General features: G+C 38.1%; 24 protein-coding genes. 11 read left to right on the top strand and 13 right to left on the bottom strand.

The features are described from left to right. Positions 1 to 13: 13 nt before the first annotated feature. From MKY13_RS01420 to MKY13_RS01385, 8 genes are all read right to left on the bottom strand, one after another. Positions 14 to 721 (bottom strand): ABC transporter ATP-binding protein, encoded by a 708-nt coding sequence (locus MKY13_RS01420; RefSeq protein ID WP_191701283.1) that lies wholly within the window; start codon positions 719 to 721, stop codon positions 14 to 16. Beyond that, positions 714 to 1,472: an ABC transporter ATP-binding protein gene (locus MKY13_RS01415; RefSeq protein ID WP_191701284.1), complete on the bottom strand. Its 759-nt coding sequence runs from the start codon at positions 1,470 to 1,472 to the stop codon at positions 714 to 716. Before MKY13_RS01415 ends, MKY13_RS01420 begins: the two co-directional genes overlap by 8 nt. 225 nt (positions 1,473 to 1,697) lie before the next feature. Beyond that, on the bottom strand, positions 1,698 to 2,954 hold the full coding sequence (locus tag MKY13_RS01410) for a substrate-binding domain-containing protein (protein ID WP_339214867.1): 1,257 nt from the start codon (positions 2,952 to 2,954) through the stop codon (positions 1,698 to 1,700). Between the two features lie 534 nt (positions 2,955 to 3,488). Continuing rightward, a complete protein-coding gene (locus tag MKY13_RS01405; protein ID WP_339214865.1) occupies positions 3,489 to 6,617 on the bottom strand; it encodes a BTAD domain-containing putative transcriptional regulator in 3,129 nt (1,042 codons plus the stop codon). 168 nt (positions 6,618 to 6,785) lie between these two features. Continuing rightward, positions 6,786 to 6,968, bottom strand: a complete 183-nt coding sequence (locus MKY13_RS01400) for an amino acid transporter (RefSeq protein WP_191701287.1) — start codon at positions 6,966 to 6,968, stop codon at positions 6,786 to 6,788. A 442-nt stretch (positions 6,969 to 7,410) separates the two neighbouring features. Further along, entirely contained in the window at positions 7,411 to 8,088 is a 678-nt protein-coding gene (locus tag MKY13_RS01395; protein ID WP_191701288.1) for a GNAT family N-acetyltransferase, read from the bottom strand. After that, complete coding sequence (locus MKY13_RS01390; RefSeq protein WP_339214863.1) at positions 8,088 to 9,200, bottom strand: dipeptide epimerase; 1,113 nt, start codon at positions 9,198 to 9,200, stop codon at positions 8,088 to 8,090. The genes MKY13_RS01395 and MKY13_RS01390 overlap by 1 nt, the downstream gene beginning before the upstream one ends. 42 nt (positions 9,201 to 9,242) lie before the next feature. After that, a complete protein-coding gene (locus MKY13_RS01385) occupies positions 9,243 to 9,854 on the bottom strand; it encodes a flavin reductase family protein (RefSeq protein ID WP_191701290.1) in 612 nt (203 codons plus the stop codon). A gap of 805 nt (positions 9,855 to 10,659) precedes the next feature. Between MKY13_RS01385 and MKY13_RS01380 the strand changes: the two genes are divergently transcribed. From MKY13_RS01380 to MKY13_RS01330, 11 genes are all read left to right on the top strand, one after another. Then, positions 10,660 to 11,934 (top strand): OFA family MFS transporter, encoded by a 1,275-nt coding sequence (locus tag MKY13_RS01380; RefSeq protein WP_339214860.1) that lies wholly within the window; start codon positions 10,660 to 10,662, stop codon positions 11,932 to 11,934. A 60-nt stretch (positions 11,935 to 11,994) separates the two neighbouring features. Then, entirely contained in the window at positions 11,995 to 12,465 is a 471-nt protein-coding gene (locus tag MKY13_RS01375; RefSeq protein WP_339214858.1) for a hypothetical protein, read from the top strand. A 104-nt stretch (positions 12,466 to 12,569) separates the two neighbouring features. Beyond that, positions 12,570 to 13,757 carry a YbfB/YjiJ family MFS transporter gene (locus MKY13_RS01370; protein ID WP_339216824.1) on the top strand — a complete coding sequence of 396 codons (1,188 nt, stop codon included), beginning with the start codon at positions 12,570 to 12,572 and terminating at the stop codon, positions 13,755 to 13,757. Positions 13,758 to 13,816: 59 nt separating this feature from the next. Further along, the gene (locus MKY13_RS01365) at positions 13,817 to 14,266 is read left to right on the top strand and encodes a DUF4825 domain-containing protein (RefSeq protein ID WP_339214856.1); all 450 of its coding nucleotides are present in this window, start codon (positions 13,817 to 13,819) and stop codon (positions 14,264 to 14,266) included. 156 nt (positions 14,267 to 14,422) lie between these two features. Beyond that, entirely contained in the window at positions 14,423 to 15,256 is an 834-nt protein-coding gene (locus MKY13_RS01360; protein WP_339214854.1) for a MerR family transcriptional regulator, read from the top strand. A gap of 119 nt (positions 15,257 to 15,375) precedes the next feature. Then, positions 15,376 to 16,539 carry an MFS transporter gene (locus tag MKY13_RS01355; RefSeq protein WP_339214852.1) on the top strand — a complete coding sequence of 388 codons (1,164 nt, stop codon included), beginning with the start codon at positions 15,376 to 15,378 and terminating at the stop codon, positions 16,537 to 16,539. A gap of 65 nt (positions 16,540 to 16,604) precedes the next feature. Further along, positions 16,605 to 17,801: an ornithine--oxo-acid transaminase gene (locus tag MKY13_RS01350; RefSeq protein ID WP_339214850.1), complete on the top strand. Its 1,197-nt coding sequence runs from the start codon at positions 16,605 to 16,607 to the stop codon at positions 17,799 to 17,801. Between the two features lie 282 nt (positions 17,802 to 18,083). Beyond that, positions 18,084 to 18,644, top strand: coding sequence for a DUF1273 domain-containing protein (locus tag MKY13_RS01345; protein WP_339214848.1), 561 nt, complete (start codon positions 18,084 to 18,086; stop codon positions 18,642 to 18,644). Between the two features lie 108 nt (positions 18,645 to 18,752). Further along, positions 18,753 to 19,064, top strand: coding sequence for a hypothetical protein (locus MKY13_RS01340; protein ID WP_339214846.1), 312 nt, complete (start codon positions 18,753 to 18,755; stop codon positions 19,062 to 19,064). A 371-nt stretch (positions 19,065 to 19,435) separates the two neighbouring features. Beyond that, positions 19,436 to 20,827, top strand: coding sequence for a class II fumarate hydratase (gene fumC / locus MKY13_RS01335; protein ID WP_339214844.1), 1,392 nt, complete (start codon positions 19,436 to 19,438; stop codon positions 20,825 to 20,827). A gap of 87 nt (positions 20,828 to 20,914) precedes the next feature. After that, complete coding sequence (locus MKY13_RS01330; RefSeq protein ID WP_191701300.1) at positions 20,915 to 21,139, top strand: hypothetical protein; 225 nt, start codon at positions 20,915 to 20,917, stop codon at positions 21,137 to 21,139. A 47-nt stretch (positions 21,140 to 21,186) separates the two neighbouring features. Here the strand turns inward: MKY13_RS01330 and MKY13_RS01325 are convergent, their stop codons facing one another. The 5 genes from MKY13_RS01325 to MKY13_RS01305 form a co-directional block, all read right to left on the bottom strand. Next, entirely contained in the window at positions 21,187 to 21,942 is a 756-nt protein-coding gene (locus MKY13_RS01325) for a prepilin peptidase (protein WP_339214841.1), read from the bottom strand. Between the two features lie 91 nt (positions 21,943 to 22,033). Beyond that, on the bottom strand, positions 22,034 to 22,777 hold the full coding sequence (locus MKY13_RS01320) for a potassium transporter (protein ID WP_339214839.1): 744 nt from the start codon (positions 22,775 to 22,777) through the stop codon (positions 22,034 to 22,036). Continuing rightward, positions 22,777 to 23,367, bottom strand: a complete 591-nt coding sequence (locus tag MKY13_RS01315) for a PilN domain-containing protein (protein ID WP_339214837.1) — start codon at positions 23,365 to 23,367, stop codon at positions 22,777 to 22,779. The genes MKY13_RS01320 and MKY13_RS01315 overlap by 1 nt, the downstream gene beginning before the upstream one ends. After that, positions 23,364 to 24,341: a pilus assembly protein PilM gene (pilM, locus tag MKY13_RS01310; protein WP_339214835.1), complete on the bottom strand. Its 978-nt coding sequence runs from the start codon at positions 24,339 to 24,341 to the stop codon at positions 23,364 to 23,366. Before pilM ends, MKY13_RS01315 begins: the two co-directional genes overlap by 4 nt. 130 nt (positions 24,342 to 24,471) lie before the next feature. Beyond that, positions 24,472 to 24,957, bottom strand: coding sequence for a prepilin-type N-terminal cleavage/methylation domain-containing protein (locus MKY13_RS01305; protein ID WP_339214833.1), 486 nt, complete (start codon positions 24,955 to 24,957; stop codon positions 24,472 to 24,474). Between the last annotated feature and the right edge of the window lie 22 nt (positions 24,958 to 24,979).

Below are 24,979 nucleotides of genomic sequence, written 5' to 3'. Positions count from 1 at the left end.
CCGCTTCCCCTCCTTATCCGATTCCTAAATATTTACGCTTAAGCTGTTCGTCTTCGATTAAACCTTGCATTTCCCCTGATTGCACAGTCCGCCCGTCGTCAATTAATGTGAATGTATCACCAATTTTGCTGGCCATCATGAAGTTCTGTTCAACTAGCACAATTGAGGTATGCTTTTTCATTTCAGTTATTGCTTCCATTACTTTCTCGATAACAATTGGCGCAAGGCCTTTGGATGGTTCATCGATTAAAAGCAGCTTGCTGTCATTGACAAACGCTCTTGCCATCGCAAGCATTTGCTTTTGACCACCCGATAAATTGCCTCCTTGCTTTTTCCAGAACTTTTTTAAATCCGGGAATAACTCTAAAATGTACGCTTGCTTTTGCATTGTCGCATCCGTTTCTTTTCGGATCGCAACTTTCATGTTTTCCTCTACTGTCAGCTGTCCGAAAATCCCTTGATCCTCAGGCACATAGCCAATTCCACTGTTTGCAATATCATAAGGCGCCATTTTTGTAATATCTTTCCCATCGAACTGAATCGTACCTTTTGACGCCGGTGTTAAGCCCATAATCGTGCGAAGCGTCGTCGTTTTCCCAGCGCCATTCCGCCCTAGTAAAACTGAAACTTCTCCTGCTTTCGCTTCAAAATTGATGCCTTGCAAAATATGATATTGTGAAATAAACGTTTCCACACGCTCTAACGTTAAAATATTACTCATATGCAAGGCCTCCTAAATACGCTTGTTGTACCGTTTCATTGTTCATAATCTCTTCAGGTGTTCCATCAGCTAATAGCGCCCCGTTGAACAGCACCATAATTGAATCGGATAAATCGATAATCATATCCATTTTGTGCTCAATTAATAAGATGGTCTTATCACCACGCTCCTTAATGGAACGAATCACATCCAATATTGCAGGTACTTCCTCCAGTGACATGCCCGCTGTCGGCTCATCCAATAGTAAAATTTCAGTATCAAGTGCCAGTAACATTCCGATTTCCAGTTTTCTTTTTTCACCATGGGAAAGCTGATTCGCCACTTGATGCATTTTGTCGGTTAATAGCACTTGTTCCAAAATCTCAACCGCTTCATTCGTAATCTCTTTATATTTCAGAAAGTGGTTGAGCATGTGAAAGCGCACTTTCCGCTTCGACTGAACGGCAAGGCGTACATTTTCCAGTACCGTTAAATTCGGAAACACATTCGTAATTTGAAATGAACGCCCGATACCTAAACGAGTTCGTTCAACAGAAGACTTTTTATGAAGTGATAACCCTTTAAAAAACACATCGCCTTCAGTTGGCTCCAGTTCACCACTGATTAAATTAAAGAAAGTTGTTTTTCCTGCACCATTCGGACCAATAATGGATTTAAAATGCTTTGGTGCCATTTCAAAGTTAATATTATCTACCGCTTTATGCTCACCAAACTTAATCGATAAATTGCTCGTTTTTATAATCGGTTCCATCATCTCACCCTCTCATATTGATTTACATTGCGGGTCGGACGCTTTCCAGGGGCCAGGCTCGAGCCTGTAGTCTCTCGCTTCTGCTGGTCCCTAGGAGTCGCCTCCCCTCCATTCCAATCAACTCATTTTCATAAACCTTTCCATTTCGTATAAACGCCATGGAAACCTTTATAACAAAAGGCTGTCTTGAAAGTTCAACACTTTTTAGACAGCCTCACTTATTTACTAATTTAAAATAGGAGGTTCCGTTTCTTCTGGTAGTAGTTCACGTATTAATACCGGTACTGGATAATCAAATTCCGCCACCTTTTCAAGTCGGATGGCATACATCGTTTGTAATGCCTGGTGGTCTTCTTTACGGAATGTCATCGTTCCTTTTGGTGTCTCGAATGACATACCTTCCATTAATGGAATAAGTGCATTTCCATCGGCATCACCACCTGATTTTTTCAATGCTTCTACAATGGCAACCGCCGCTGTAAATCCGCCTGGTGTGAACAAATCCGGTACCTCTCCGTTGAATCTTGCTTTATGCTCTTCTACTAACCAATCATTTACTTCATTGTTTGGTAATGTATGGTGATATACCGAGAATCCTTCCATCCCTACTAAAGGCTCCATAAATTGAAGCGCAATAATATCTGGTGCTCCAGTTGAAATTTTAATCCCTTTTTCCTGTAGCTTTAGATCTGCAATCTGGTTCCATGGAGAGTTAGCCCCTGCCCATACAACAAATAGAAACTCTGGTTTTGCTTCGATAATTTTTTGTAAATTGGATGTGAAGTCAGTTGCTGCTGGATCTGCATATTCTTCCAATACGATGTCAGCTCCTAATTTTTCAGCTGCCGCTTTAAATGCCGATACCCCATCCCAACCGAATGAATAGTCAGGTGCGAACGTTGCGATTTTAACACCTTCACCTGCAATTGCTGCTGCAGCTGCATAAGCATCTTGGGATGAATTACGTGCTGTTCTGAAAATGTAAGGGTTAAACTCTGAACCTGTAATACTATCTGCTACTGCTGGTTCAACAATCATAATCTTTTCGTACTCTTCTGCTAGTGGAAGTACTGCCAATGTGTCACCTGAACTTGATGAACCGACTAAAAAATCAACAGCGTCATCTTCCAATAGTTTCGTTGCCTTTTGCACCGCTACTTCCGGTTTTGTTTCTGTATCTTCCCAAACGACTTCAATTTTACGTCCTTCCACTTCCATCGTGCCGTCTGTTGCATATTCAAGACCTAGTTCAAAGCCGTTTCTCGTTTGCTTACCGTACGATTCAAGTGCTCCTGTCAACGATGCAAGTACACCAACTTTAATCGGATCCGATGAAGCAGCTGCTTCTTTTGCACCGCTTTCACCTTGCTCAGCTGAAGTATTTGTAGTTGATGAATCATTACTGTCTGCTGAATCACTGTTACATGCAACTAATAAGAAAACCGATAACACCGCAAAAATTAACCATAAACGCTTTTTCATTCAATGTCCCTCCCAGCAATATTTTCAGCATAGCTATCTGCTTAATCGTAATGTAACATCGCCAAGTTACAAATGAGTTACATTCAATAAATGGGATGGGGATAAAGGGGAATTCCGGAGAGAAGTTGAGACGCTTGGACACTATGCCATTGCTCGACTGAACAGATATCCAATTCACAGCGAATTGTTCTAATAAAAGTTGATATCTTCTAATAAAAATTAATTTGTTCTAATATAATTTCGATTTTCTAATATATAGTTTGGTTGTGCTAATATCGCTTTGCATTGTTCTAAAATCGGTTCTCAATCTTCTAATACCGCTCTGACTTTTTCTAATAAACTGCTCAACTGTGCTAATAAAACTACGGCAACACTTTTTCCCACCAATTGCCGAACCATTTCTTCTAATCTCACACTAAATTCCTCTAATAACCGGCTCGTTTGTTCTAGTAAAACGCTCTTCACGCTCCCCCCTAATCCCATGAAATAAAAAAAGCTATGTCGAATTATATTTCAACATAGCTCTCAATCTATTTACATTTTTAATACAAGTTCGTACAATTGCTCGGTCGGGTCCATCGGTGTAATTTTGTATTGTTCATCAAGTACATATACACAGCGCTCATACTGTTTTAGTGCTTCCCTACGATTCCCAAGATAATAATGGGCAAGCATTAACAACCGGTACCCCTCTTCATGACCGTCATCCAGTGCAATAATGCGCTCTGCCCAACGAATGACTTTATCAAATTGCTGTAGCCGGACATAGTTTTGTGCGACACGCTCCAGAATTTTCAGTATTTGCTCATTGTAATGCGCTTGAATCGATTCAATCCACTCACGTTCAATATCGGAACAAAATTGACCATCCACCAGCCTCATTGCAAGTTTTAGCCATTCATTTGAAAGCTTGGCTGTTTTTTCTTCCATTCCGCGTTGTGCATAATACGTAAAATGTGCTACATCACTTTGAATCCAGCGATCCTCAAGCTTATATAAATGCTGACGTCGCGTTATAAAGTAACTTTCCTCCCGAGCAGACCTTGCTGGCTCCAAAGCTTTTAGCATCGCATTAAAAACTACTTTAAAATCACGTTGCATCGCTTCTTCATCCTGCTGCCAAATCGCTTCGCAAATTTGCTGACGCGACACGAACTGCTCACGGTGTATATATAAATATAAAAACAGTTCTTTCGCTTTCATTCGCTTCCATTCTTTATCGTGAATAACATGATATTCACGACGAATCTGAATAGGGCCGAACAATGTCAGTGATAGCTCTGTACTCGGTGCATCCTGTATTTTCAATTGATTAAATACGGGCACGTCATGCTGTAGCTGTTTAGCGAGCTGAACAAAAAGAATTAAATGTTGTGGTCCAAAAAGGGTTTTCTTCTCAATAAAAAAAGGAAAGTCATTCATACATAATTTCCAAAATAGCTGATAGTGTTTGGATGCTTGGTTCTCATCCACTTTTGAGAAACAGTATGCAAGCCAAAAGGAACAGACCATTTGTCCATACGTATCTTCACTGCGTTCATAATAGAATAAAGCTTGTTTTGCCGTATCGATTGCCTCTTCAAAATGGTCGTTTTCGGCCAACACTTTCGTTAATGCCGTCAGTAATAATGCAGACATCCAAAAATCCTGCACTTTATTCGTTTCCCTTAAACCGATTTGGGCATGGCGTTTCGCCTCAATAACATTATTGCGGTAATATAAAATGAGACCCATATAACACTCGGCTGTAATGCGCTTAACATGTATTTGATTTAATAGCTCCAGTGTCTCATCAAAACATGCTTTTGCCCGTTCGAAATCTTTCATTTCCATATTTAACAGTGCAAGCCCTTTACGTAGCTTTGTAAGTGCAAGCGTATATGGCATATCAACGAGCCCTTCTTTTCCACCTTCAATAATTCGGCTATAGGCCTGTACATTTTCTCCCATTAATATATCGATTAAAACGAGGAGTAAATCTGTCGTACGATGTGCTTCTTCCCATTGAAAGGGTTTTGATATTCGTGCATTTAACAACTCTTTTGCTTTTTCCAATTGACCATGCCGTAAATAAAGACGCGCATCAATATTGTTAATGCTTAACTGTAGATTTTGAGAATTACTCCATCGAAGAGCCTCCCCTGCTTTCCCTAAATTAATGAGATTTTCAGTATAAAGGCTATTAATAAGATGACGTTCTGTATCACTGAGTTTTACTTCATTTAATAATGCGATAGCTTGCTGCAAATGGTGTTCTGCAAAAACTGGCTGTAGGGTGTCCAAATAAATATTGGCAAGGCCAAATTGTGAGCGCATTAAAAATAATTGATCTTGCTGCAATTGAGCTTTTATAAAACATTCATTGTACGCATTTTTCGCCTTCTCATATTGTGCACGGTACCGCTGACATTCCCCTTCATAATAGAGAAGCTGATACGGCTTTTGATCGAGTGAAAAGTCTTTCAACCTTTCCAATAGAAATTCGAATTGACCGGCTTCAATAAATTGAGGAGCGAAATGCAGTAATAATTGGATATAATAATGCTGATTTTTTAGTTGTTTAGCATGTGTGACCGCGAGTACTCCTAAGTTTTGGAGAGCATAATACTCGGCAGCCTGTTCATGAAACTCCTCATATAGGTCCGAGTAGTATTCACTCAACCGTTGCTGCAGGAATTGTTGGAACAATGCATGAAAACGGTATTTTGTTCCTCCTGCTAACGGCGTAATAAACGCAAGCTCGTCTAATTTCGGCTTAACTTGTTCAATCCATTCCAGCCCATATAGCTCCGTAATGACATCAAGCGATATAACTTGATGAATACCAAGCTTTAAAAGCTGAAGCTGAAGTTGCTCGTCTAACTTGTCGAACACTTCTGCAGATAGGTAGTCAAAAAAATTCCCGACCGTTCCTTCTGCAATATCAATAAGCTTTTCCTGACTATACTTAGCCTTATAGCCAAGCAGCATAATTGCCATTGCCCAGCCTTCTGTCATTTGCATAATAAATTCACACTGTTCATCGGTTAATTGACGCTCAAAGAAAGCTTCAAATAAATATTGGACATCATCTTCAGTAAAAATAAACTCCTGCTCTAAACATTCTATTAACTGATTATTCATTCGAAGCGTTAACAAACAGCTCCACTCCGGCATTTTCCTCGTCGCCACTATAATATGGAGATTGCTAGGTAAATATTGAAGTATTTGATTCATGACGTAATTAATTTGAAACACATGCGATACATGGTGATAGTCGTCCAGCACGATTAAAAATGGTTCTTTAATATCGTGCAGCTCATTGGCAATTTGCTTTGAAAGCTGCAATAACTCTTCCATGTTATGAAACTTTACTGTTACATCCCACCCTTTTAGCTTTTCGCCAAATGAAGGGAAATGCTGTTGGATACTAAAAATAAAATGGCGTAAAAACGGAAATATCGAATCATCATCTGGTGTTATTTGATACCAGGCGCATTTAGTTTTTTGATCATTTATAAATTGACTAATAAGCGATGTTTTTCCATACCCTGCGCTACTATGTAAAATGGTACATTTTGCATGTGGCCAATCTGAAAGCTTCTTCATTAATTTTGCTCTTCTTAAATAGTTATTCGCCGGTGTCGGAGGTATAAGTTTCGAGACAAAAATATGTTGCTCCATGCTTCCCACCCCATTTACAGTTAATTACAAATATATTAACACAAAGCAGATAATTATTCTGTTAAATACAGATTTTTTACATATACTTAACCCCTACTAATAAGTTTATTACTATAGTGGGCTTAATATTAAAGATGTTTAGGAAAAAGACTGTTTCCCCGGTTTAAGCTAGAATATTTTATCCCAGATCATTAATATAATAAGTAAAGATGCAGCAACCGTCATAAAGCTGATTAGAATATAACCAATAATACGAATTGGTTTTGGCATTTGCTTCATATTATAGGAACTCGGTGTACCTATATGTTTTTGATAATGCTCATCTACATCGTTGAATGGTTTTTTCTCCATTTCCTTCACTCCATTCCTTTTTCTATATATACATTTTTCTGGAAGAGAAAGTTTCAAAATACACGCGTTTTTAAATGTATGAAAATATGCATGAAAATATCTTATAAAACATATTATTATAAGGTATGAAAGCGGAAACAAACGCTAAAAATATATAATTACCAACGATTTATGAACATTCATTCAATAAAAAAGAGGTAAATTACACTTTACTTAATTTTCTGAATATTGTATAGTTATAAAAAGGAGCTGATAATATGATTAACTACACTTATTTAGCTACAGATGACAATGACGTTTCTTACTTATTCGAAGACAACAGTGATTTCTTCGATTTAGACAGCTTTGATGACAATGATATTTAAAGAACATTCATACGACTTGGATTGTAATAAAACGAAAAAGGATGTGGCGGATTAATAATTACCCGCTACATCCTTTTTCATTTTACATATTGGATCAACCATTCATCTTGCTGCTTTTTCATAGAAATGCCGATAAAGCCTTGTTGTATAAGCTGTTGCTGAGCATTTGTCTCATTCATTGAAACATAACGTTCTTCAGCCCATTGACGGTCTACTTCCGACAGCTTCTTCATAAATACATAGCGCAATTTTCCACCGTATTTCAGCTTTAATGCTGCTATATGCATATTTTGAGAGAACTTGTCTTTCATGCTCGCGATATTACCCGGCATCACCGTTGCACAGACAACATTATATTTTGCCAGATTTACTTGTTGCATAATAATGTTTGCCATTGTCCGTTGTAATCCATAGCCCCGATATTGCGGGTGTACATTTGATATTTCTTGGTACAGCACTTTTTTCAGTTCATCTTCTGTTTGTAAACCGATATCATACCCTAAATGCTCCTCATCAATAACCGGTTCAAGTAAAGCTCGAAATGCAATTAATTTCTCTTTAACGAAAACACCAATCATTAGGCCATTTCCTTTTAATATAAAGCCCAATTCTCCTTCGTCAAGTGGCTGTAAAATCGCTTTATCCGGCAATGCGTCTACGACTTCCTGCTGCAGGTTCATTAACTGCGGTATATGGGATTCATTCAGTAAATTAACGGTGAACTCATCATTCCCTAAAAATCCTGTCGCAATCATTATTGCACCACACATTTTTCACGTGTTAGTTCGGCCAAAACTGTTTCATCCACATCAACACCTAAACCCGAGCGTTCGTTTAACTGAATGAACGGTACATTATATTGAAGGTTCCCGATATCTTTAGAAAACTTTAATGGTCCTGTTAACTCAACACTTGTAAACACCTTATTTGAAAATGCTACATGGAATCCCGCTGCTGATCCGACAGAAGATTCGACCATGGAACCGATTTGGCATTCAATACCCGCCATTTCCGCCATATGCGCAAGCTTCATCGCAGGATACATCCCGCCACACTTCATTAATTTTATATTTACTTTATCCGCAGCACGTTTTGCTATGATTTCCCGCATTTCACGGACACCGCGTAAACCTTCATCAATCATGACTGGAATCGATGTTTTCGATTTAATTTCAACCATGCCATCAATATCATCGGCACGAACCGGCTGCTCTAGCCAGTCAATACTTAAATGCTCAAGCTCGCGTACTGCCTGCATCGTCGTTGAGCTATTTACCCAACCTTGGTTGACGTCGACTCGAATTGCAATGTCGTTTCCGATTCTTTCACGTACCGCTTTAATACGCGCAACGTCGCTTGCTACATCTCGGCCAACCTTCATTTTGAATGAGCTATACCCTTCTGCCACACGCTCTGCTGCTTCATTCGCCATCTTTTCTGGGGTACCGATACTTAGCACATGCGTAATAGGGAACTTTTCATAATAGCGGCCACCTGTTAATTGATACGCTGGCACACCGAGCTTTTTCCCTACAAGATCGAAGCATGCAATATCAATAGCTGCCTTTGCTGCTGGTGCACTATAAATCAGTGCATCCATTTTGGCATGGACCTTTTCAAAGTTCATCGGATTTTCCCCGATCATTGCAGGAGCTAATGTATGCTTTAAAACGGCAAACGTGCCTTCCAGTGTTTCGCCTGTAACATGCTCATCCGGCACGGCTTCTCCCCAGCCCACTAACCCACATTCTGTTGTCATCTTTACAATGATTGATGGCATATTTGGATATGTACCGTAGCTTACGATAAATGGTTCAATTAATGGTAATTCAATATTAAATAATTCAATGTTTTTAATTTTTAACATTTGTTTTCCTCCCATATATAGCTACGCTCGAAATGAATGAAATTAAAGGGGACGCTTAATCGTGAATTGCTCTCCAATTTTCGCATAATCATTTCCAGCTAAACGACTTATAGCAGCTAGTTCTTGTGAATCGATCCGACCATCTTCATATATACTTTCTTCTATATGATAATATACAACTTTACCTATAATCAGGTCACACCCTGGGTTATTTTCTTCTCCACCAAGCTCCAGTGCGGTTTCTAATTCGCATTCAAAACGTACTTTGGCCTCTTTTACTCCTGGAACACCGATTTTTGTACTTCCAACCAATGTCAGCCCAGTCATTTCCACTTCACTTTCCTCTGGAGGTAAGCTCGCTGCCGTTTCATTTACCTTTTCAACATTTTCCGTATCGACTATATGTACAACAAATTGACGATTGGCAAGAATATTTCTTGCCGTATCCTTCATTTCCCCTTGCTTGCGCTGAACACTTACGGAAATCATCGGAGGATTTGAAGATACAATATTAAAAAAGCTAAACGGTGCAGCATTGACCACACCTTCTGCTGATACCGATGTTACAAAGGCAATTGGCCTAGGAATTATGGAACCAATCAAAAACTTATAATTTTCTCGCTCTGATAATTGTTTTGGATCTATTTTTCGCATAAAATTTCGCCTCTTTTCTTATCACTATTTGACTTTAGAGGAACAGTTCGTGACTCGTCAAATAATTTTATTTCTATTCAAAATTAGTATGAGTATTTTTATACAAACTCATTTTCAGCATTATTCTGCTCCATTATTCAGTAAATTAATGTAAAAAAGCACCGTGAAATCGGTAAAGGCACCGTTTCCTTTAGAAATTTATTTCTTTTTTAATCCAAAATCTGCAGCGAAACGTACTGAATTTTATCTTTTTCAAACTGTTATAAACAGTTGCATAATTAATAACAACCGCAAGAAAAAAAGCTATTTATTTTAACACCACTTCTCTAAAACGTTGATTTATCAATGCATAAAGCTATCGGGTGTTTCCCGATTGTGTATTAGTCACTGTTATATTATAAATTCCAAAAATCTTTTGCCTATCACCATTAAAACATATAGTAGAATTTTGATGCATAAGTTAGCTAATTTAGTTGTTAAATTAGAAAATTCATTAACTTACAATATTATCCTTATTTCGAAACCTATTAGTAAATATCACTATCCTACACCTAACAAACCTTGATTTATCAAGGTTATAATGCGTTTTTTTACAGTAAAAAATTATTGCATCAAGTACGATTTTGCTACCGAAAAGAGAAATATATGTTTTTTCAAGATAATTTTATTTTATATATTTCACTTGCACAAAATAATAAATTAATGTTAAGTTTATGTACATGAACGTTCAAACATTTGACACATCTACTTTAAGTAGAAAATTATCGTAAAATCGATATTTTAATAGGTGTTAGGGGGAATTTATATGAAAAAAAATCGTTGGTTAATTGCTGCATCTGCCATTGCTATCCACCTTTCAATTGGTGGTGCGTATGCATATAGTGTGTATAAAAATCCAATCGCAACAGAACTTGGTTGGGATGCATCACAAATTACTATTGCTTTTACAATTATGATGGGACTTGCTGGTTTTGCTGCAGCATTATTTGGTAGCACAGTAGAAAAGTTAGGACCTAGAAAAGCAGCGATGGTTGCCGCAGTACTATTCGGTTTAGGACAAGGTGGCGCAGGTATTGCGATCGCTATGGATTCAGTTGTTTTATATTGGCTAACTTACGGGTTACTAAGTGGTCTCGGGATGGGGATTGGTTATATTGCACCGGTATCGACGCTTGTTAAATGGTTCCCTAATCGTCGCGGTTTAGCGACAGGGATGGCTGTTTTAGGATTTGGATCTGGTGCGTTAATTACCGCGCCAGTTGCTGCAAACTTAATGCAGGCTGTAGGGATATCAAATACGTATTATATTTTAGGGATTAGTTATTTTCTATTAATGATTGCCGGAGCACTTTATATTGCACCACCTAAAACAGGTGATGTAGAAGATATGGTTGCTTCAGGAAAAGCAAAATCACAGGAAATTGCACAAATGTCTGCTCGTGAAGCGGTTCGTACAAAGCAATTCTGGATGCTTTGGTCTATGCACTTAATCAACGTAACTTCTGGTTTAATGATGATTTCAGTAGCCTCTCCAATGGCACAGGAAATTGCCGGGCTGTCAGTAGCAGCTGCTGCAACTATGGTTGGTTTAATGGGTCTATTTAATGGTGGTGGTCGCTTACTTTGGGCGGCTGGATCAGATTATATCGGACGCTCTAATGTGTTTGTAATTTTCTTCACGATTCAGTTAATTGCCTTTATTACATTACCGTTTACGACAAACGCTATTCTATTACAAGTATTCATATTCTTAGTAGTTAGTTGTTATGGCGGTGGTTTCTCGAACTTACCGGCATTCGCGAGTGACTTATTCGGTACGAAGCAACTTGGGGTTATTCATGGCTATTTATTAACTACATGGTCACTTGGTGGTATTTTTGGTCCGATTATCGTTTCAACAATTCACGAAGCGACAAACAGTTATATTCCAGTATTTTATCTATTCAGCTTCTTAATCGCTATTTCATTAGGTATTTCTTTACTATTACGTTCAGATTTAAACAAATTGAAAAAACAGCGTGTAAAAGAAGAAGAAAAAAGCAAAAACAAAGGGAAACAGGGAGCAGCCGCTCATTCATAAGGGGTTTTAATAGAGATGATTCGGAAGTCACAAACTTTCGAGTCATCTTTTTTTCATGGTATGATTATTTCAATAAAACTCGAGCGAGGGATGAAATTGCTTTTTACAATTACGCTTTATTTACATATTTTAAGTGTCATCGTTGCTACCGGTCCGCTGTTCGCGATTTTCCCGATATTAAAACGTATGGAAAAGGCACAGACGCAAGATCTTTCTAGCTTTATTACGGCTCTTCAAGGTTTGCTGAGAGCTGTGGCAAACGGAGGCCATTTCATTGTGCCTACCGGTTTAGTTTTAATTTATTTTAGTGGGTGGTCCTGGACATCTCCCTGGCTTATTGTAACGTATATCGTTATGGGCTTTTCTTTATATTTTATGGCTCTTGCTTTTAAGCCTGCCCTGAATTTTGCCAAAAGTGCACAGTTTGAAAAAGAACAATTTATTCATATGATGAAAAGCGCTACCTGGAAATATATCTTTTTAATGGGATTCTTTCTTTGGCTTATGGTCGCAAAACCTGACTTTTGGTGATATAGTCGGGTTTTTTCTCGTTTCTACGGGTATTACCTCTATTAATTTTGAAAATAAGAGTGGTACAATCACTATAAGAGATGCTTTTTTAGGGAGGGATTTTCATAAATCATCAACATTTAAGTGTAATTTTAGGGGGAATTCTATTTTTAGCTGTTGCTATGGGTATTAGCCGCTTTGCGTTCACGCCGATTTTACCATTCATGCGTGTCGATGAAAATTTATCCTTTACACAAGGCGGCTGGCTCGCTTCAAGCAACTATATTGGCTACTTTATTGGAGCATTGTGGGCCGGGTTTATTTATAAATCGAAAAAGAACTTTCTATTATTAAATGTTGTCATGAATGTCACTTCGATTCTTTTAATGGGATTAGTAGATTCATACATCATTTGGATCGTGTTACGCTTTATTGCTGGCTTAACGAGCGGGTTTATCTTTGTCCTGACATTAAGCATCGTGATGGATTATTTAGCAGCGCATTTACTAACGCGCTGGAGTGGTTATTTATTTAGTGGAATCGGTATTGGCATTGCATTATCAGGATTTTTAGTACCATTCTTTGAAGCAAGTTTCCGCTGGCAAGGTTCTTGGCTTGGGCTCGGTTTGTTATCCGCATTGTTTTTAGCGACGACACTATTTTTATGGCGTCATTTACAAGTTCTTAATCATGTAAAGGCACCAAAATCTGAGGATAGCAATATTTGGAGAGGCTTCATGCCATGGCTGATTATTGCATATGGCTTAGAAGGATTGGGTTATATTATCACAGGGACTTTTCTTGTGGACATTATATATAATATCGAGGCCCTTAGCGCATATGCAGGTTATAGTTGGGTATTGGCTGGACTGGCTGCCATTCCATCTGCACCGATTTGGATGAAATTGATGTCCCGTTATTCAACGATTTCTATGCTGGCTTTAGCGTATGCGATGCAAATAATCGGCATCCTGCTTCCTGTGCTGTCACAATCCGTGTGGAGCGTATTGTTGTCGGCCATTTCATTTGGTTTTACATTTGTCGGACTCGTTACTATGTCAACAGCATACGCAAGACAGTTATATCCAAAGCAAAGTGCCTACGTTGTTTCCATACTGACAACCTTTTATGCGATCGGACAAATAATCGGCCCTGTTATTGCGGGTCGTTTGGAAACTTATTTCCTCACATATAAAGCTCCCCTCCTTTTTGCCGGAGGAACAGTCACATTAGCTCTTATAATATTACTGGCCGGGTATTTTTATAGTAGGAAAAAGCCTATCCACGTTGGTAATGAAATGATGCAACCCTAATTTTATAAGAAATGAAGTGAGATGAAATAGTGAAACGTACTCCCATATTTTATATTTCGATGTTATTCGTATTGATTGTATTAAGCGGATGCAGTCAAAATGCTGACTCAAAAGCAGATATATTTCAATACAAAGATTCCTATGTAGGTGACAACAGTGCGGTTGGAAATATTGTGAATCAATTAAACTACAGCAATGAATTAAAACAAATTTCCCTTCATACGAAAGAACAACCATATGGCATTACTTTGGAATATAACGATATAACTGCAGATAAAGAAATAAAGGAAACTGTTATAGCGAATGCCACGTATCTTTTTGCTTTAATCCAAAATGTAGATTGGATTGCATTCAAATTTCCGGCTAATGAATTCACTGTAACCAAAACTGAAATTCAACATTGGTACAATAATAAACTGGACGGCTTTGAAAATGAAGAAGACTTAAAGAATCTAATAAAAGAACATCTAAATTCTGAGGACTCCGTAAATCAATTTTTTAGTAAGTAATCAATTCTCTTAATAGGAAAGTTTAAATCTGAAGACTTAAGTTTGTCTTCAGATTTTTTATAGCTTCATTTACCTTTAAGCTTCCCCCTTCCTGCTAATTTACCCAACCCAACTTTAATGCTACGATACCGTTAATAACGTATTTCGGAGGCTATTATGGAAGAAAAACTTTACTCAATTGGAGAAGTATCGAAATTGGCAAATATATCAATACAAACACTCCGTTACTATGATCAGATCGGTTTATTCAAACCTTCCCACGTCGATCCTAAAACAAATTACCGGTACTATAAAGATGCACAACTATACTATTTGGACATTATTAAATCACTGAAATATATCGGAGTTTCTTTAGAAGAGATTAAAGCGGCACAAGCCTTTACCCCAGCAGAGTTATTATCTTTTTTACAGCAGCAGGAAAATGTAATTGAAAAACAGATTAATCGTATGTATGAAATTAAGCAATCTTTATATAAAACGAAAAAACAGATGGAGGAACAGCTCGCAATTGATATGCTTGATACGGTTTATTTTAAAAATGAGGAAACAAATCGGATTTTATCGATCCATACAAATGAGCTAACACCTTACTATATACCGAACACATACTACAGCTCACTAATCAAAACGCTGGAAGTTGAAAATAGTCTGTTGAGTAATCGATACGGATGCATTTATCCTTATCAGCCATATAATAGCTTGGATGAGCTGCATTATAGTCATATCTTTACCCCACTTATTACAGACAGGTATATTACACACTTAACAACTGATATGGAAGTTAAAACAATTCCTGCAGGTCGTTATGTATGTATTGCATTTATCTTTGAACCAGGCACATACTTAACGCATTACCAAAAGTTATATCAATATATAGAAGAAAACCGAATAGAGATAGTACCCATCGTTTATGAAATTTTTATGCCTATAAATTACTCTCCTAATAAAGCAGACGAATTTATTGTTGAATTAAAAATAAAACTGAAGTGAATAGTTTTTTACAATAATTTAAATCTGAATTATTGACTCTATAGCTACTATAGGGTTTATGTTAGAAAGTGCGGATTATATTTCTACAGTCATTTTCAACTAAATAAGGAGCAACAAATATGAGAGAATATAAAGTAACGTTAGGGCTACTGTTATTAAACTTATTCATCGCTTTTTTAGGAATCGGTTTAGTTATTCCAGTACTTCCAACATTAATGAATGAATTGCAAATAAGCGGAACCGTTGTCGGATATTTAACTGCAGCATTTGCTATTGCACAACTTATTGTTTCACCCCTCGCTGGTAAAGCGGTTGATAAATACGGACGTAAAATAATGATCGTCCTAGGTCTATTTATTTTCGGTATTTCGGAATTTTTATTCGGGTTAGGTAAAACAATCGAAGTATTATTTATATCCCGTGTATTAGGCGGTATTAGTGCGGCATTTATTATGCCTGCTGTTACAGCTTTTATCGCAGATATTACTACGATGGAAACTCGCCCGAAAGCACTTGGCTATATGAGTGCAGCGATTAGTACAGGATTTATTATCGGCCCTGGTATTGGCGGATTTTTAGCGGATTTCGGTACACGTGTGCCGTTCTACTTTGCGGGAGCGCTCGGTACAACTGCGGCCATTCTGTCGATTATTTTACTGCGCGAACCAGAGCGCAATGAAGAAAATAATGAAAATGTGCCAAATCAAACATCTGGATTTAAACGTGTTTTGGAGCCGATGTACTTAATTGCCTTTATATTAATTTTTGTCGCATCATTTGGACTTGCGGCATTTGAATCGTTCTTTAGCCTGTTCGTTGATCACAAATTTGGCTTTACCCCTACAGATATCGCCATCATCATTACAGGTGGCGCAATTGTTGGAGCGGTGGCACAAGTAGCTTTGTTTGACCGTTTAGCCCAAAAATGGGGCGAAATTAAACTCATTCGCTATAGCTTAATTTTATCGGGCGTTTTAGTATTTTTAATGACGGTTGTCAGCTCATACTTTGCGATTTTACTTGTTACTTGTATCGTATTTGTCGGATTTGATTTATTCCGCCCTGCTGTAACAAGCTATTTATCAAAAATTGCTGGCAATGAGCAAGGTTTCGTTGGTGGGATGAACTCGATGTTTACGAGTTTGGCGAATATTTTCGGCCCTATTTTAGGCGGCATGTTATTTGATATTGATGTTAACTATCCATATTACTTTGCAACGGTTGTCATCTTCTTCGGTATTCTGTTAACATTAATTTGGAAGAAACCTGCATCGTATATGTAGATTTTTCGTCTTATGTAATTGATTTCTCTGTTATAAAAGTAAATTTGCTTAAGGAGGATTTCATCATGACAACAAAATCAGAACAACTTATTTCAACTACTGAAAAATTCGGAGCACACAATTATCACCCGCTGCCAATCGTCATCGAAAAAGCAGAAGGCGCTTGGGTGACAGACCCTGAAGGCAATCGCTACCTAGATATGCTTTCGGCGTATTCAGCGTTAAACCAAGGACATCGCCACCCTAAAATTATTCAAGCCTTAAAGGATCAGGCAGATGCGGTAACACTAACTTCCCGTGCTTTCCATAGTGCGACATTAGGGGAATGGTACGAGAAAGTGTGCAAGCTCACAGATAAGAATATGGTACTCCCTATGAATACTGGTGCTGAGGCGGTTGAAACAGCGATTAAAATGGCTCGTCGTTGGGGTTATGAAGTAAAAGAGATCCCTGTAAATCAAGCCAAAATTATTGGTTGTGACGGCAATTTCCACGGCCGTACGATGGGTGCTGTATCGTTATCATCTGAAGCGGAATATAAACGCGGTTTCGGTCCTATGCTAGAAGGTTTTACTTTAGTTCCATACGGCGATATTGAAGCTTTAGAAGCTGCCATTACTCCCGATACAGTAGCATTTATTATAGAACCGATACAAGGTGAAGCTGGCATTATCATCCCGACAGAAGGCTATTTAAAAGCTGCCTATGAATTATGCAAAGCAAACAATGTTCTGTTTATTGCAGATGAAATTCAAACTGGCTTATCACGTACAGGAAAACTTTTTGCCTGCGAATGGGAAAACGTTATTCCAGATGTATATATTTTAGGTAAAGCGCTGGGCGGCGGTGTTTATCCGATTTCTGCAGTCGTTGCTAATGATGATATTCTTGGCGTATTCAATCCAGGCTCGCACGGCTCGACATTCGGTGGAAATCCATTAGCATGTGCGGTTTCCATAGCTGCAATTGATGTTCTGTTGGATGAAAAATTGACAGAGCGTTCACTTGAGTTGGGCAATTACTTTAAAAAGCAACTACAGACGATCGACAATGCTGTGATAAAGGAAGTGCGCGGTCGTGGACTTTTCATTGGCTTGGAGCTTCATGAATCGGCTCGTCCGTATTGCGAAAAGCTTGCAGAACGTAAAGTACTATGCAAAGAAACTCATGACACAGTGATCCGCTTTGCCCCACCTTTAATTATTTCAAAAGAGGATTTAGACTGGGCCATCGAGCAAATTAAAGCAGTTTTTAGTGAATAAATAAATTTTAAGAGGCTGGGACATAAGTAGAAATTTCTTTGTATAAGGAAAATACTCTTATTAAGAAATGATGAATATTATATGAATTGATTGTAGTGAAGGGGCGACTCCTGAGGGAACAGCACGACGCCTGAGACTACAGGCTCAGGCCGTGCCCCCGGAAAGCGTCCCCGTAACGGAAATCAATTCTGGCAGAAGCAGAAAAATATCTATTTTTTCTTTGAAAAAATAGATATTTTTCGTTTTGTCCCAGGCTCCATTTTTTATCTTAAGGAGCGATTTATGATGAAATCCATTTATATTACCGGCTACCGTCCGCATGAGCTTGGTATTTTTAACGATAAGCATCCAGGTGTCCCTATTATTAAATCAGCACTGCAAAACCAATTACGTATCCTTATAGAGGATGGATTGGAGTGGGTTGTGATTAGTGGACAGCCAGGTGTTGAAACATGGGCGGCAGAAGTTGTACTAGAGCTAAAAAATGAATATTCCACACTCAAATACTCCATTATAACGCCCTTCTTAGAACAAGAGAAAAACTGGAATGAGCATAAACAAGCGGCCTATATGAATATAGTAAATAATGCCGACTTCGTAACAAGTGTGACGAAGCGTCCATACGAAGCACCATGGCAGTTTATTGAAAAAGATAAATTCATCATTGCTAATACGGATGCGACATTGCTAGTTTATGATGAGGAAAACGAAGGCTCCCCTAAATATGTGCTCCGACTCATTGAAAAGTATAAGGAACAGCATGATGAATATGAATTGTTCATGATCAATGCGTACGATTTACAAATGGTAGCAGAGGAAATGCAGCAAGGAGATAATTGGTAAAGATTCTGTTAATTTTTCCAATTAAGTAAATATTCAGATTATAAATCACCTTTTTGCGGTATAATATATTAAATGAACTTATATATCGAATAACAAGGAGGCCACATTATGAATCAATTATCGATGATTAACGAAACAACACCAGTAAATATTCCGCACCATACGTATAAGCGCGAATGTCGCTATACGAGAGGTATTAATATTCCCCTTGCAGATATAGAGAAGATATTAAGTGAATTAGATAATGAGGCACACATCTATTTTGAATTCCATAATATTGCGAAAGAAATTAAGCAAGGGACGTTATTGAACGGCTATGCGGGCCTCGCAAGTACTATATCAGACTATTATAAGCGTGAAAAAAATATGGAAATTCCAGAATTAACGAACGGTCGGGATTTTTATGTAAAAATTGTTTAACTATTTATAAGGAGCTGACTTATAAGTGTATAACACAAATAGCGACGTCTAAAGCATCGATGCAGGTTGATGCCTTGGACGTTGTTTTACATATTTTATTTGAATTAAATAATTTTTCTAAAAATTAACGATGCAATCTATTGACTTTCTAATTGATAAAGATTATCATTATCATTGTAAGGCAGACAAATTAGTTGTAGCATATTTTCGATACTGTTCCCCCCAGTTCAGATTCGAAACTCATTAATCACTTTACTCATATTTTGAAAAGATCTTTATCTTTTCTCCTGAAAGAATGGCAAATCCCCTCACACGATTTGCCATTTTTTCATCTAAATTTGGGTATACATATATTAAAGGAGATGATTTAATTGGAATTCCGTATTGAAAAAGACACTTTAGGTGAAATCCGTGTACCGGCAGATAAAATTTGGGGTGCACAAACACAGCGTAGTAAAGAAAACTTCCAAATTGGGACTGAGAGAATGCCCATCGAAGTTATCCGCGCGATGACGATCTTAAAGAAGGCAGCCGCACTCGCAAATAATAAATTAGGCAAGCTGTCTGATGTAAAAACAAAAGCAATTGTCGAAGCAGCAGACGAAATTCTGACAGGTAAATGGGATGACCACTTCCCTCTTGTTGTTTGGCAGACAGGTAGCGGTACACAGACGAACATGAATGTAAACGAAACAATCGCCTACCTAGCAAACGAAAAGTTAGCTGCAAGTGGTTCTGAAGAAAAAATTCATCCGAACGATGATGTAAATAAATCGCAAAGTTCAAATGATACATTCCCTACTGCACTGCATATTGCTGCAGTTGAAATTGTTGAAAGTTATTTAATGCCGAGACTTAAACTTCTACAGGCAACTTTAAAAGAAAAAGCAATCGCATTCAACGACATTATTAAAATTGGCCGTACCCACTTACAGGATGCCACACCTTTAACACTTGGGCAGGAAATCGGTGGCTGGCACCATATGCTGATAAAATGTGAAAAAATGATTATGGTTAATACACAATTTATGAAGGAGTTGGCAATTGGAGGCACAGCGGTAGGAACAGGGATAAATGCTCACCCGGAATTTGGGGCACATGCTGCAGCTCAAATCAGCAAGTTAACAGGTATTCATTTTACATCCGCTGAAAACAAATTCCATGCACTGACAAGCCATGATGAAATCGTAACAGCTCACGGTGCGCTAAAAGCATTGGCTGCAGATTTAATGAAAATCGCAAATGATGTTCGCTGGCTGGCAAGTGGTCCACGTTCTGGTATCGGTGAAATTACGATTCCGGAAAACGAACCAGGTTCTTCGATCATGCCAGGTAAAGTAAACCCAACGCAAAGTGAAGCGATGACAATGGTCGTGACTCAAGTTGTCGGTAATGATGCAACAATTGCCTTTGCCGCATCACAAGGTAATTTTGAGCTGAATGTATTTAAACCGGTTATTATTTATAACTTCCTACAGTCAGCGCGCTTATTGGCAGATTCAATGAAATCATTTAACGATAACTGTGCAATTGGCATCGAGCCGAACATGGAAGTATTGGAATCAAACTTGAAAAATTCTTTAATGCTTGTCACGGCATTAAACCCGTATATCGGTTATGAAAATGCAGCTAAAATTGCGAAAACGGCTCATAAAGAAGGTACAACCTTAAAAGAAGCCGCGATTGCGACGGGTCTTTTAACTGAGGAAGAATTTGACCGTTATGTTGATCCAAAAACGATGATTTACCCAAATGCTGAATAATTTTTAAATATCCAACTCAACCTTCCAACATGTCTAGTCAATTACTCTTTACAGGTAATAAACTAATGTTGAGGAGGTTGATTTTTATTGAAAAAATTCGAGTTTATAAAGGATGGTTATGAAATAGTCATCAATATTCTCGTGAATATACAGAACGAAAATACTAAATATGTTGAAGCAGATGCCTATTATAAAGACTTTGGCAAATACCGCATATTAGTTTTAGCAGATTCCGTGGAAAAAGCAGTAGAAGTGGCAACATATGAACTACTGACGAATCACCCATTTGAGAAAGTTATTATAGATTATTAAGTCATAATTAAAGGGATGCTTCGTATCAGAGCACCCCTTCTTTTAATTTATAGCAGCAAATTTAAATACATATCAATAATTTGCTCTCCGTAAAAATACACAATGATTGCGGCAAGTGCAATGGATGGTCCAAATGGAACCGGTGTTTTACGCCCTTTACCCTGCACTTTTAAAATAATAAGCCCTACAATCGATCCAATAACGGACGCTAAAAATAACGTTAACAGCGTATTATAAGTTCCTAGCACAAGACCGATTAGTAAAAATAGCTTAATATCTCCGCCACCCATACCGCCTTTTGAGATGATGGCGATTAATAATAACAGCGAAAAACCAAGCACCGCCCCAACAATACTATCCCACCACGGATCCAGCGGGGAAAGGATTCTTCCTACAATTAATAAAGGCAGGAAAAAAAGTAAAATTTTATCCGGAATGAGCATGTACGCAATATCGGAAACATTAATAATAACCAATAAGGAAATGAATAGGAGCGCTACTGCGAGCTCCCATGTAATACCAAGTTGCCATGTAGCAAATGCGAATAATAGACCTGTTATTAGCTCCGTAAATGCATAAATTGGTGATACTTTTACCCCACAAGTTCTACATTTCCCTCGCAAAAATAAATAGGAAAAAACAGGTATGAGTTCAAAAGCGCGTAAACGTCGATTACAATTCACACAATGAGATGGCGGTGTTACAATCGATTCCTTTTTCGGTACACGTAAACCGACTACATTATAAAAAGAACCGAACACTAGCCCGAATATTCCTGCGAAAATTGTATACATTATTTCCATGTTCAACGCTCCTTACTAGTCCTTGCTATATATTAAATGGTTGATTTCCATTCCGGGTCGGAAGCTTTCCGCGGGCATTGTATTAAACACCTTACTCATAGTAGAATGTTGTGATTTGTATATTGGCTGTTACGATTTCTGATGCTTCTTCTGTAAATTGTTCTTCTTCACCTGGAAGGGCAAAGTCAATAATATCGATTCGCATCACACGGTCTTTCATTTCTATTTCTTTTATAAACTGTAGCAAGCTTACATCATTTGGTGACGACACATTAATATTAAATGTAACTAACTTTAATGAAGGCGGTAATGATTCCACAGCTATGGTTGAAACCGGTAATTCTTCTGGTACATCTGTTTCTTCCGTTGAATCATTAGCTTCCATTTCAGTAGACTCTGTTTGTTCCACTGGTTCCGATCCATCTTCTGTTGCTTGCCCTTCTTCTGTTTCAGAGCTAGCCATTGGATCCTGTAAGCCTGAGCTCGATACGAGAGCATCATAGTTGTTAAAGTCGATACTTTGAATACGTGAGCCTGTTAAGTATTCAATTTCCTCAATTGAAAGAATCAGCGCATCGATTTCTCGGTTAGCCGGCACTTTTTTTCTTAATGTAAATTCATTTGTACTAGTTTGAGCTAGCTGTGAATGGTGAGTTGCAATCGTTTGTTCTAATGTAGAAATTTCCGTTTTTATATTCGTCATTTCATTTTGGAGCGCCTGTTCTTCATCCTGCTTGGGCTTAACGACATAGTAGTAAACGGCAAATAACAGCGCCATCGCTAAAGCAATCACTAATAAAAGCGTCCCATTTTTACTGCTTGAGAAGGAATTCACTACTCGTCACCTCCTGCAGCTACATATAATTGATCGATTAATAACATAATCTCTACGCTATACCGTGGTACTTCACTAAATTGTTGCTCTGCACTTAATTCTTCTCCAACAGGATTAACATCAAAATTTTGAATTGTGCCTAGTTGAACATCATTGAAATAAGGGCTTTTTTCAAGATTACTCACATATGTTGATATTGCATTTAATGTTTCAAAATCTACCGTAACTTGTACCCCTATTTCAGAAAATACATAAGAACGCAAATATGTATTTAAAGGTAATAAATTTCGTGTTTCTGTAATAACCGGAGAAACTGGAAATGATACTCTTTTCACAAAAGCGACTGATTCTTCTAATGATCCCTGGTTCATCGTTTCAAATGAGGCAACTTCCGCACTCAATTGATCGCGCGTTAAAATTAATGAATCCCGCTCTGGTATGGAGCTGGCAATTTCACTTTTCGCACTGAAAAATGTCCAAGCCATAAGTCCAAGCGTTACCAATGATAAAATTCCGACTAAATAGAATGCAAAATTTAAACTAGCCTCGCCCCTTTCTATTTTGGGCATGAGGTTAATATCTGGAATCATTCGTTAACCTCCTTTAGAGCAAGGCCCAACAAGGTCGCATGCTTTGCTTTGCAATTGGGAAATTGAGCTTCAATAACAGCATCATCTACAATGCTTATCGGTGTCGGTAAATTGTCTCGTAATAGTGCTTCGATAAGATGTAATAATGGGTGATCCCCCATCACAATAATTTCATCGACAACTTTTTCCCCTTTGTGGAGCGAGAATTTAAAGAAGTTCATCATGCGGTCAATTTCCATTACTTGGTCTGTTGTTGCTCTACGGAAATCATCCAAGTCTCCTGTATAACGAAACTCAACCTCTCCCGCATCAAAAGCTTCGTGCTGCCATTTATCCCAATCAGCATCAATTGTTTGGAAGCGTAAAAACTCAACTTCTCCATTTGAATAAATGCAAATCGACAGCTCGTTAATCGACCAATCCGTCACTAAGTATGTACGATTCGTTTCAATAAATTCAATTTCCTCGAGCAAGCGTAAATTACATAAAGCCCGAATATCGGCTACTTGAGGATTTAAATGATTGTCTAATAAAAGACCAACCATCTTTCCAACTTCATCAGGAGGCGCAGCAAACAATACCGCTTTCCCATCGCCTTCCACTGAATCGTGAACATCAATAAGTGGTTCTTGGAACGGTAAATGAATAGAGTTCCCAAGCTCCATTTGCACGAATTCTTTTAACTTCTTGCCGCTTACATCAGCAGGGTGCTCGAATGTCTTTAATAATACAGAAGTGTCCGGTACAAGAAAGCGGACATTCTGTTTTTTTCCACCCCAGTCCGGGACATTTTCTTTTATCAAATCATATATCGCCATCTCGTCCATAATCGAGCCTTCTTGTACGGCATTCCTCGGTAATGGAGTTTCATAAATAACGGGTTGATCAAGTGATGCCCCTTTGGAGACAAGCGCCCGGATCACGTAGTCATTTACGAGGATAGATACATGCGATTTTCTTTTCATTTTGAACATATAGGGACCCTCCCCTTAATACTTTGCCTCTATTGCAGGGCAAGCTCAACTTCAAAGCTATTATACTAGCGAAATCATCACCCAATGGAACACCCAAACGCTGTTGGGTTGGGTGTTCTTTGGGGGGTGATTATGGTGTTGTTGTTGTTGTACCTACTGCATAGTTAGCATCTATAGTACTACCCTTTTTAGTATCTTTATTAATATTATCAATAGTTGATAGAGTAGAGCCTGTTGCCGTCCCAGAGAAGGTTACACTGAAAGCACCAATAACATTTGGCACAGTTGCAGTTAGTGCTCTCGGATTTGTAGGTGTTACCGTTGATTGAGCTACATTAGGGATTTTACCTGAAGAATCTAAGTATTTACCAGAAATTAATTCAGGAACCGTTACAGCAGTAGTTTTGCCTGGGTTATCAGTATAGTATAGATTTGCTGCGTTAATAACATTAATTGCATCTGCTTTCACCGCATTATAACGTGAATTTTCAATAATATTGCCAATCGCTGGAATAGCAATCGCTGCGACAATCCCTAAGATAACGATTACCGCTAAAAGCTCAACTAAAGATAAACCTTTTTCATTTTTAATACGTTTTTTTAATATGTTAAACATATTAAATCCTCCTTTAGATTCT

It is taken from the genome of Solibacillus sp. FSL W8-0372 (assembly GCF_037969735.1).
In the GTDB taxonomy this organism is placed as follows: Bacteria; Bacillota; Bacilli; order Bacillales_A; family Planococcaceae; genus Solibacillus; species Solibacillus faecavium.
This window is presented reverse-complemented; position numbering and strand designations above follow the sequence as displayed.

Coding starts and splice junctions, on each gene's coding strand:
- MKY13_RS01420 (WP_191701283.1), bottom strand. CDS start 721: ATGAGTAATATTTTAACGTTAGAGCGTGTGGAAACGTTTATTTCACAA.
- MKY13_RS01415 (WP_191701284.1), bottom strand. CDS start 1,472: ATGGAACCGATTATAAAAACGAGCAATTTATCGATTAAGTTTGGTGAG.
- MKY13_RS01410 (WP_339214867.1), bottom strand. CDS start 2,954: ATGAAAAAGCGTTTATGGTTAATTTTTGCGGTGTTATCGGTTTTCTTA.
- MKY13_RS01405 (WP_339214865.1), bottom strand. CDS start 6,617: ATGGAGCAACATATTTTTGTCTCGAAACTTATACCTCCGACACCGGCG.
- MKY13_RS01400 (WP_191701287.1), bottom strand. CDS start 6,968: ATGGAGAAAAAACCATTCAACGATGTAGATGAGCATTATCAAAAACAT.
- MKY13_RS01395 (WP_191701288.1), bottom strand. CDS start 8,088: ATGATTGCGACAGGATTTTTAGGGAATGATGAGTTCACCGTTAATTTA.
- MKY13_RS01390 (WP_339214863.1), bottom strand. CDS start 9,200: ATGTTAAAAATTAAAAACATTGAATTATTTAATATTGAATTACCATTA.
- MKY13_RS01385 (WP_191701290.1), bottom strand. CDS start 9,854: ATGCGAAAAATAGATCCAAAACAATTATCAGAGCGAGAAAATTATAAG.
- MKY13_RS01380 (WP_339214860.1), top strand. CDS start 10,660: ATGAAAAAAAATCGTTGGTTAATTGCTGCATCTGCCATTGCTATCCAC.
- MKY13_RS01375 (WP_339214858.1), top strand. CDS start 11,995: ATGATTATTTCAATAAAACTCGAGCGAGGGATGAAATTGCTTTTTACA.
- MKY13_RS01365 (WP_339214856.1), top strand. CDS start 13,817: ATGTTATTCGTATTGATTGTATTAAGCGGATGCAGTCAAAATGCTGAC.
- MKY13_RS01360 (WP_339214854.1), top strand. CDS start 14,423: ATGGAAGAAAAACTTTACTCAATTGGAGAAGTATCGAAATTGGCAAAT.
- MKY13_RS01355 (WP_339214852.1), top strand. CDS start 15,376: ATGAGAGAATATAAAGTAACGTTAGGGCTACTGTTATTAAACTTATTC.
- MKY13_RS01350 (WP_339214850.1), top strand. CDS start 16,605: ATGACAACAAAATCAGAACAACTTATTTCAACTACTGAAAAATTCGGA.
- MKY13_RS01345 (WP_339214848.1), top strand. CDS start 18,084: ATGATGAAATCCATTTATATTACCGGCTACCGTCCGCATGAGCTTGGT.
- MKY13_RS01340 (WP_339214846.1), top strand. CDS start 18,753: ATGAATCAATTATCGATGATTAACGAAACAACACCAGTAAATATTCCG.
- MKY13_RS01325 (WP_339214841.1), bottom strand. CDS start 21,942: ATGGAAATAATGTATACAATTTTCGCAGGAATATTCGGGCTAGTGTTC.
- MKY13_RS01315 (WP_339214837.1), bottom strand. CDS start 23,367: ATGATTCCAGATATTAACCTCATGCCCAAAATAGAAAGGGGCGAGGCT.
- pilM (WP_339214835.1), bottom strand. CDS start 24,341: ATGTTCAAAATGAAAAGAAAATCGCATGTATCTATCCTCGTAAATGAC.
- MKY13_RS01305 (WP_339214833.1), bottom strand. CDS start 24,957: ATGTTTAACATATTAAAAAAACGTATTAAAAATGAAAAAGGTTTATCT.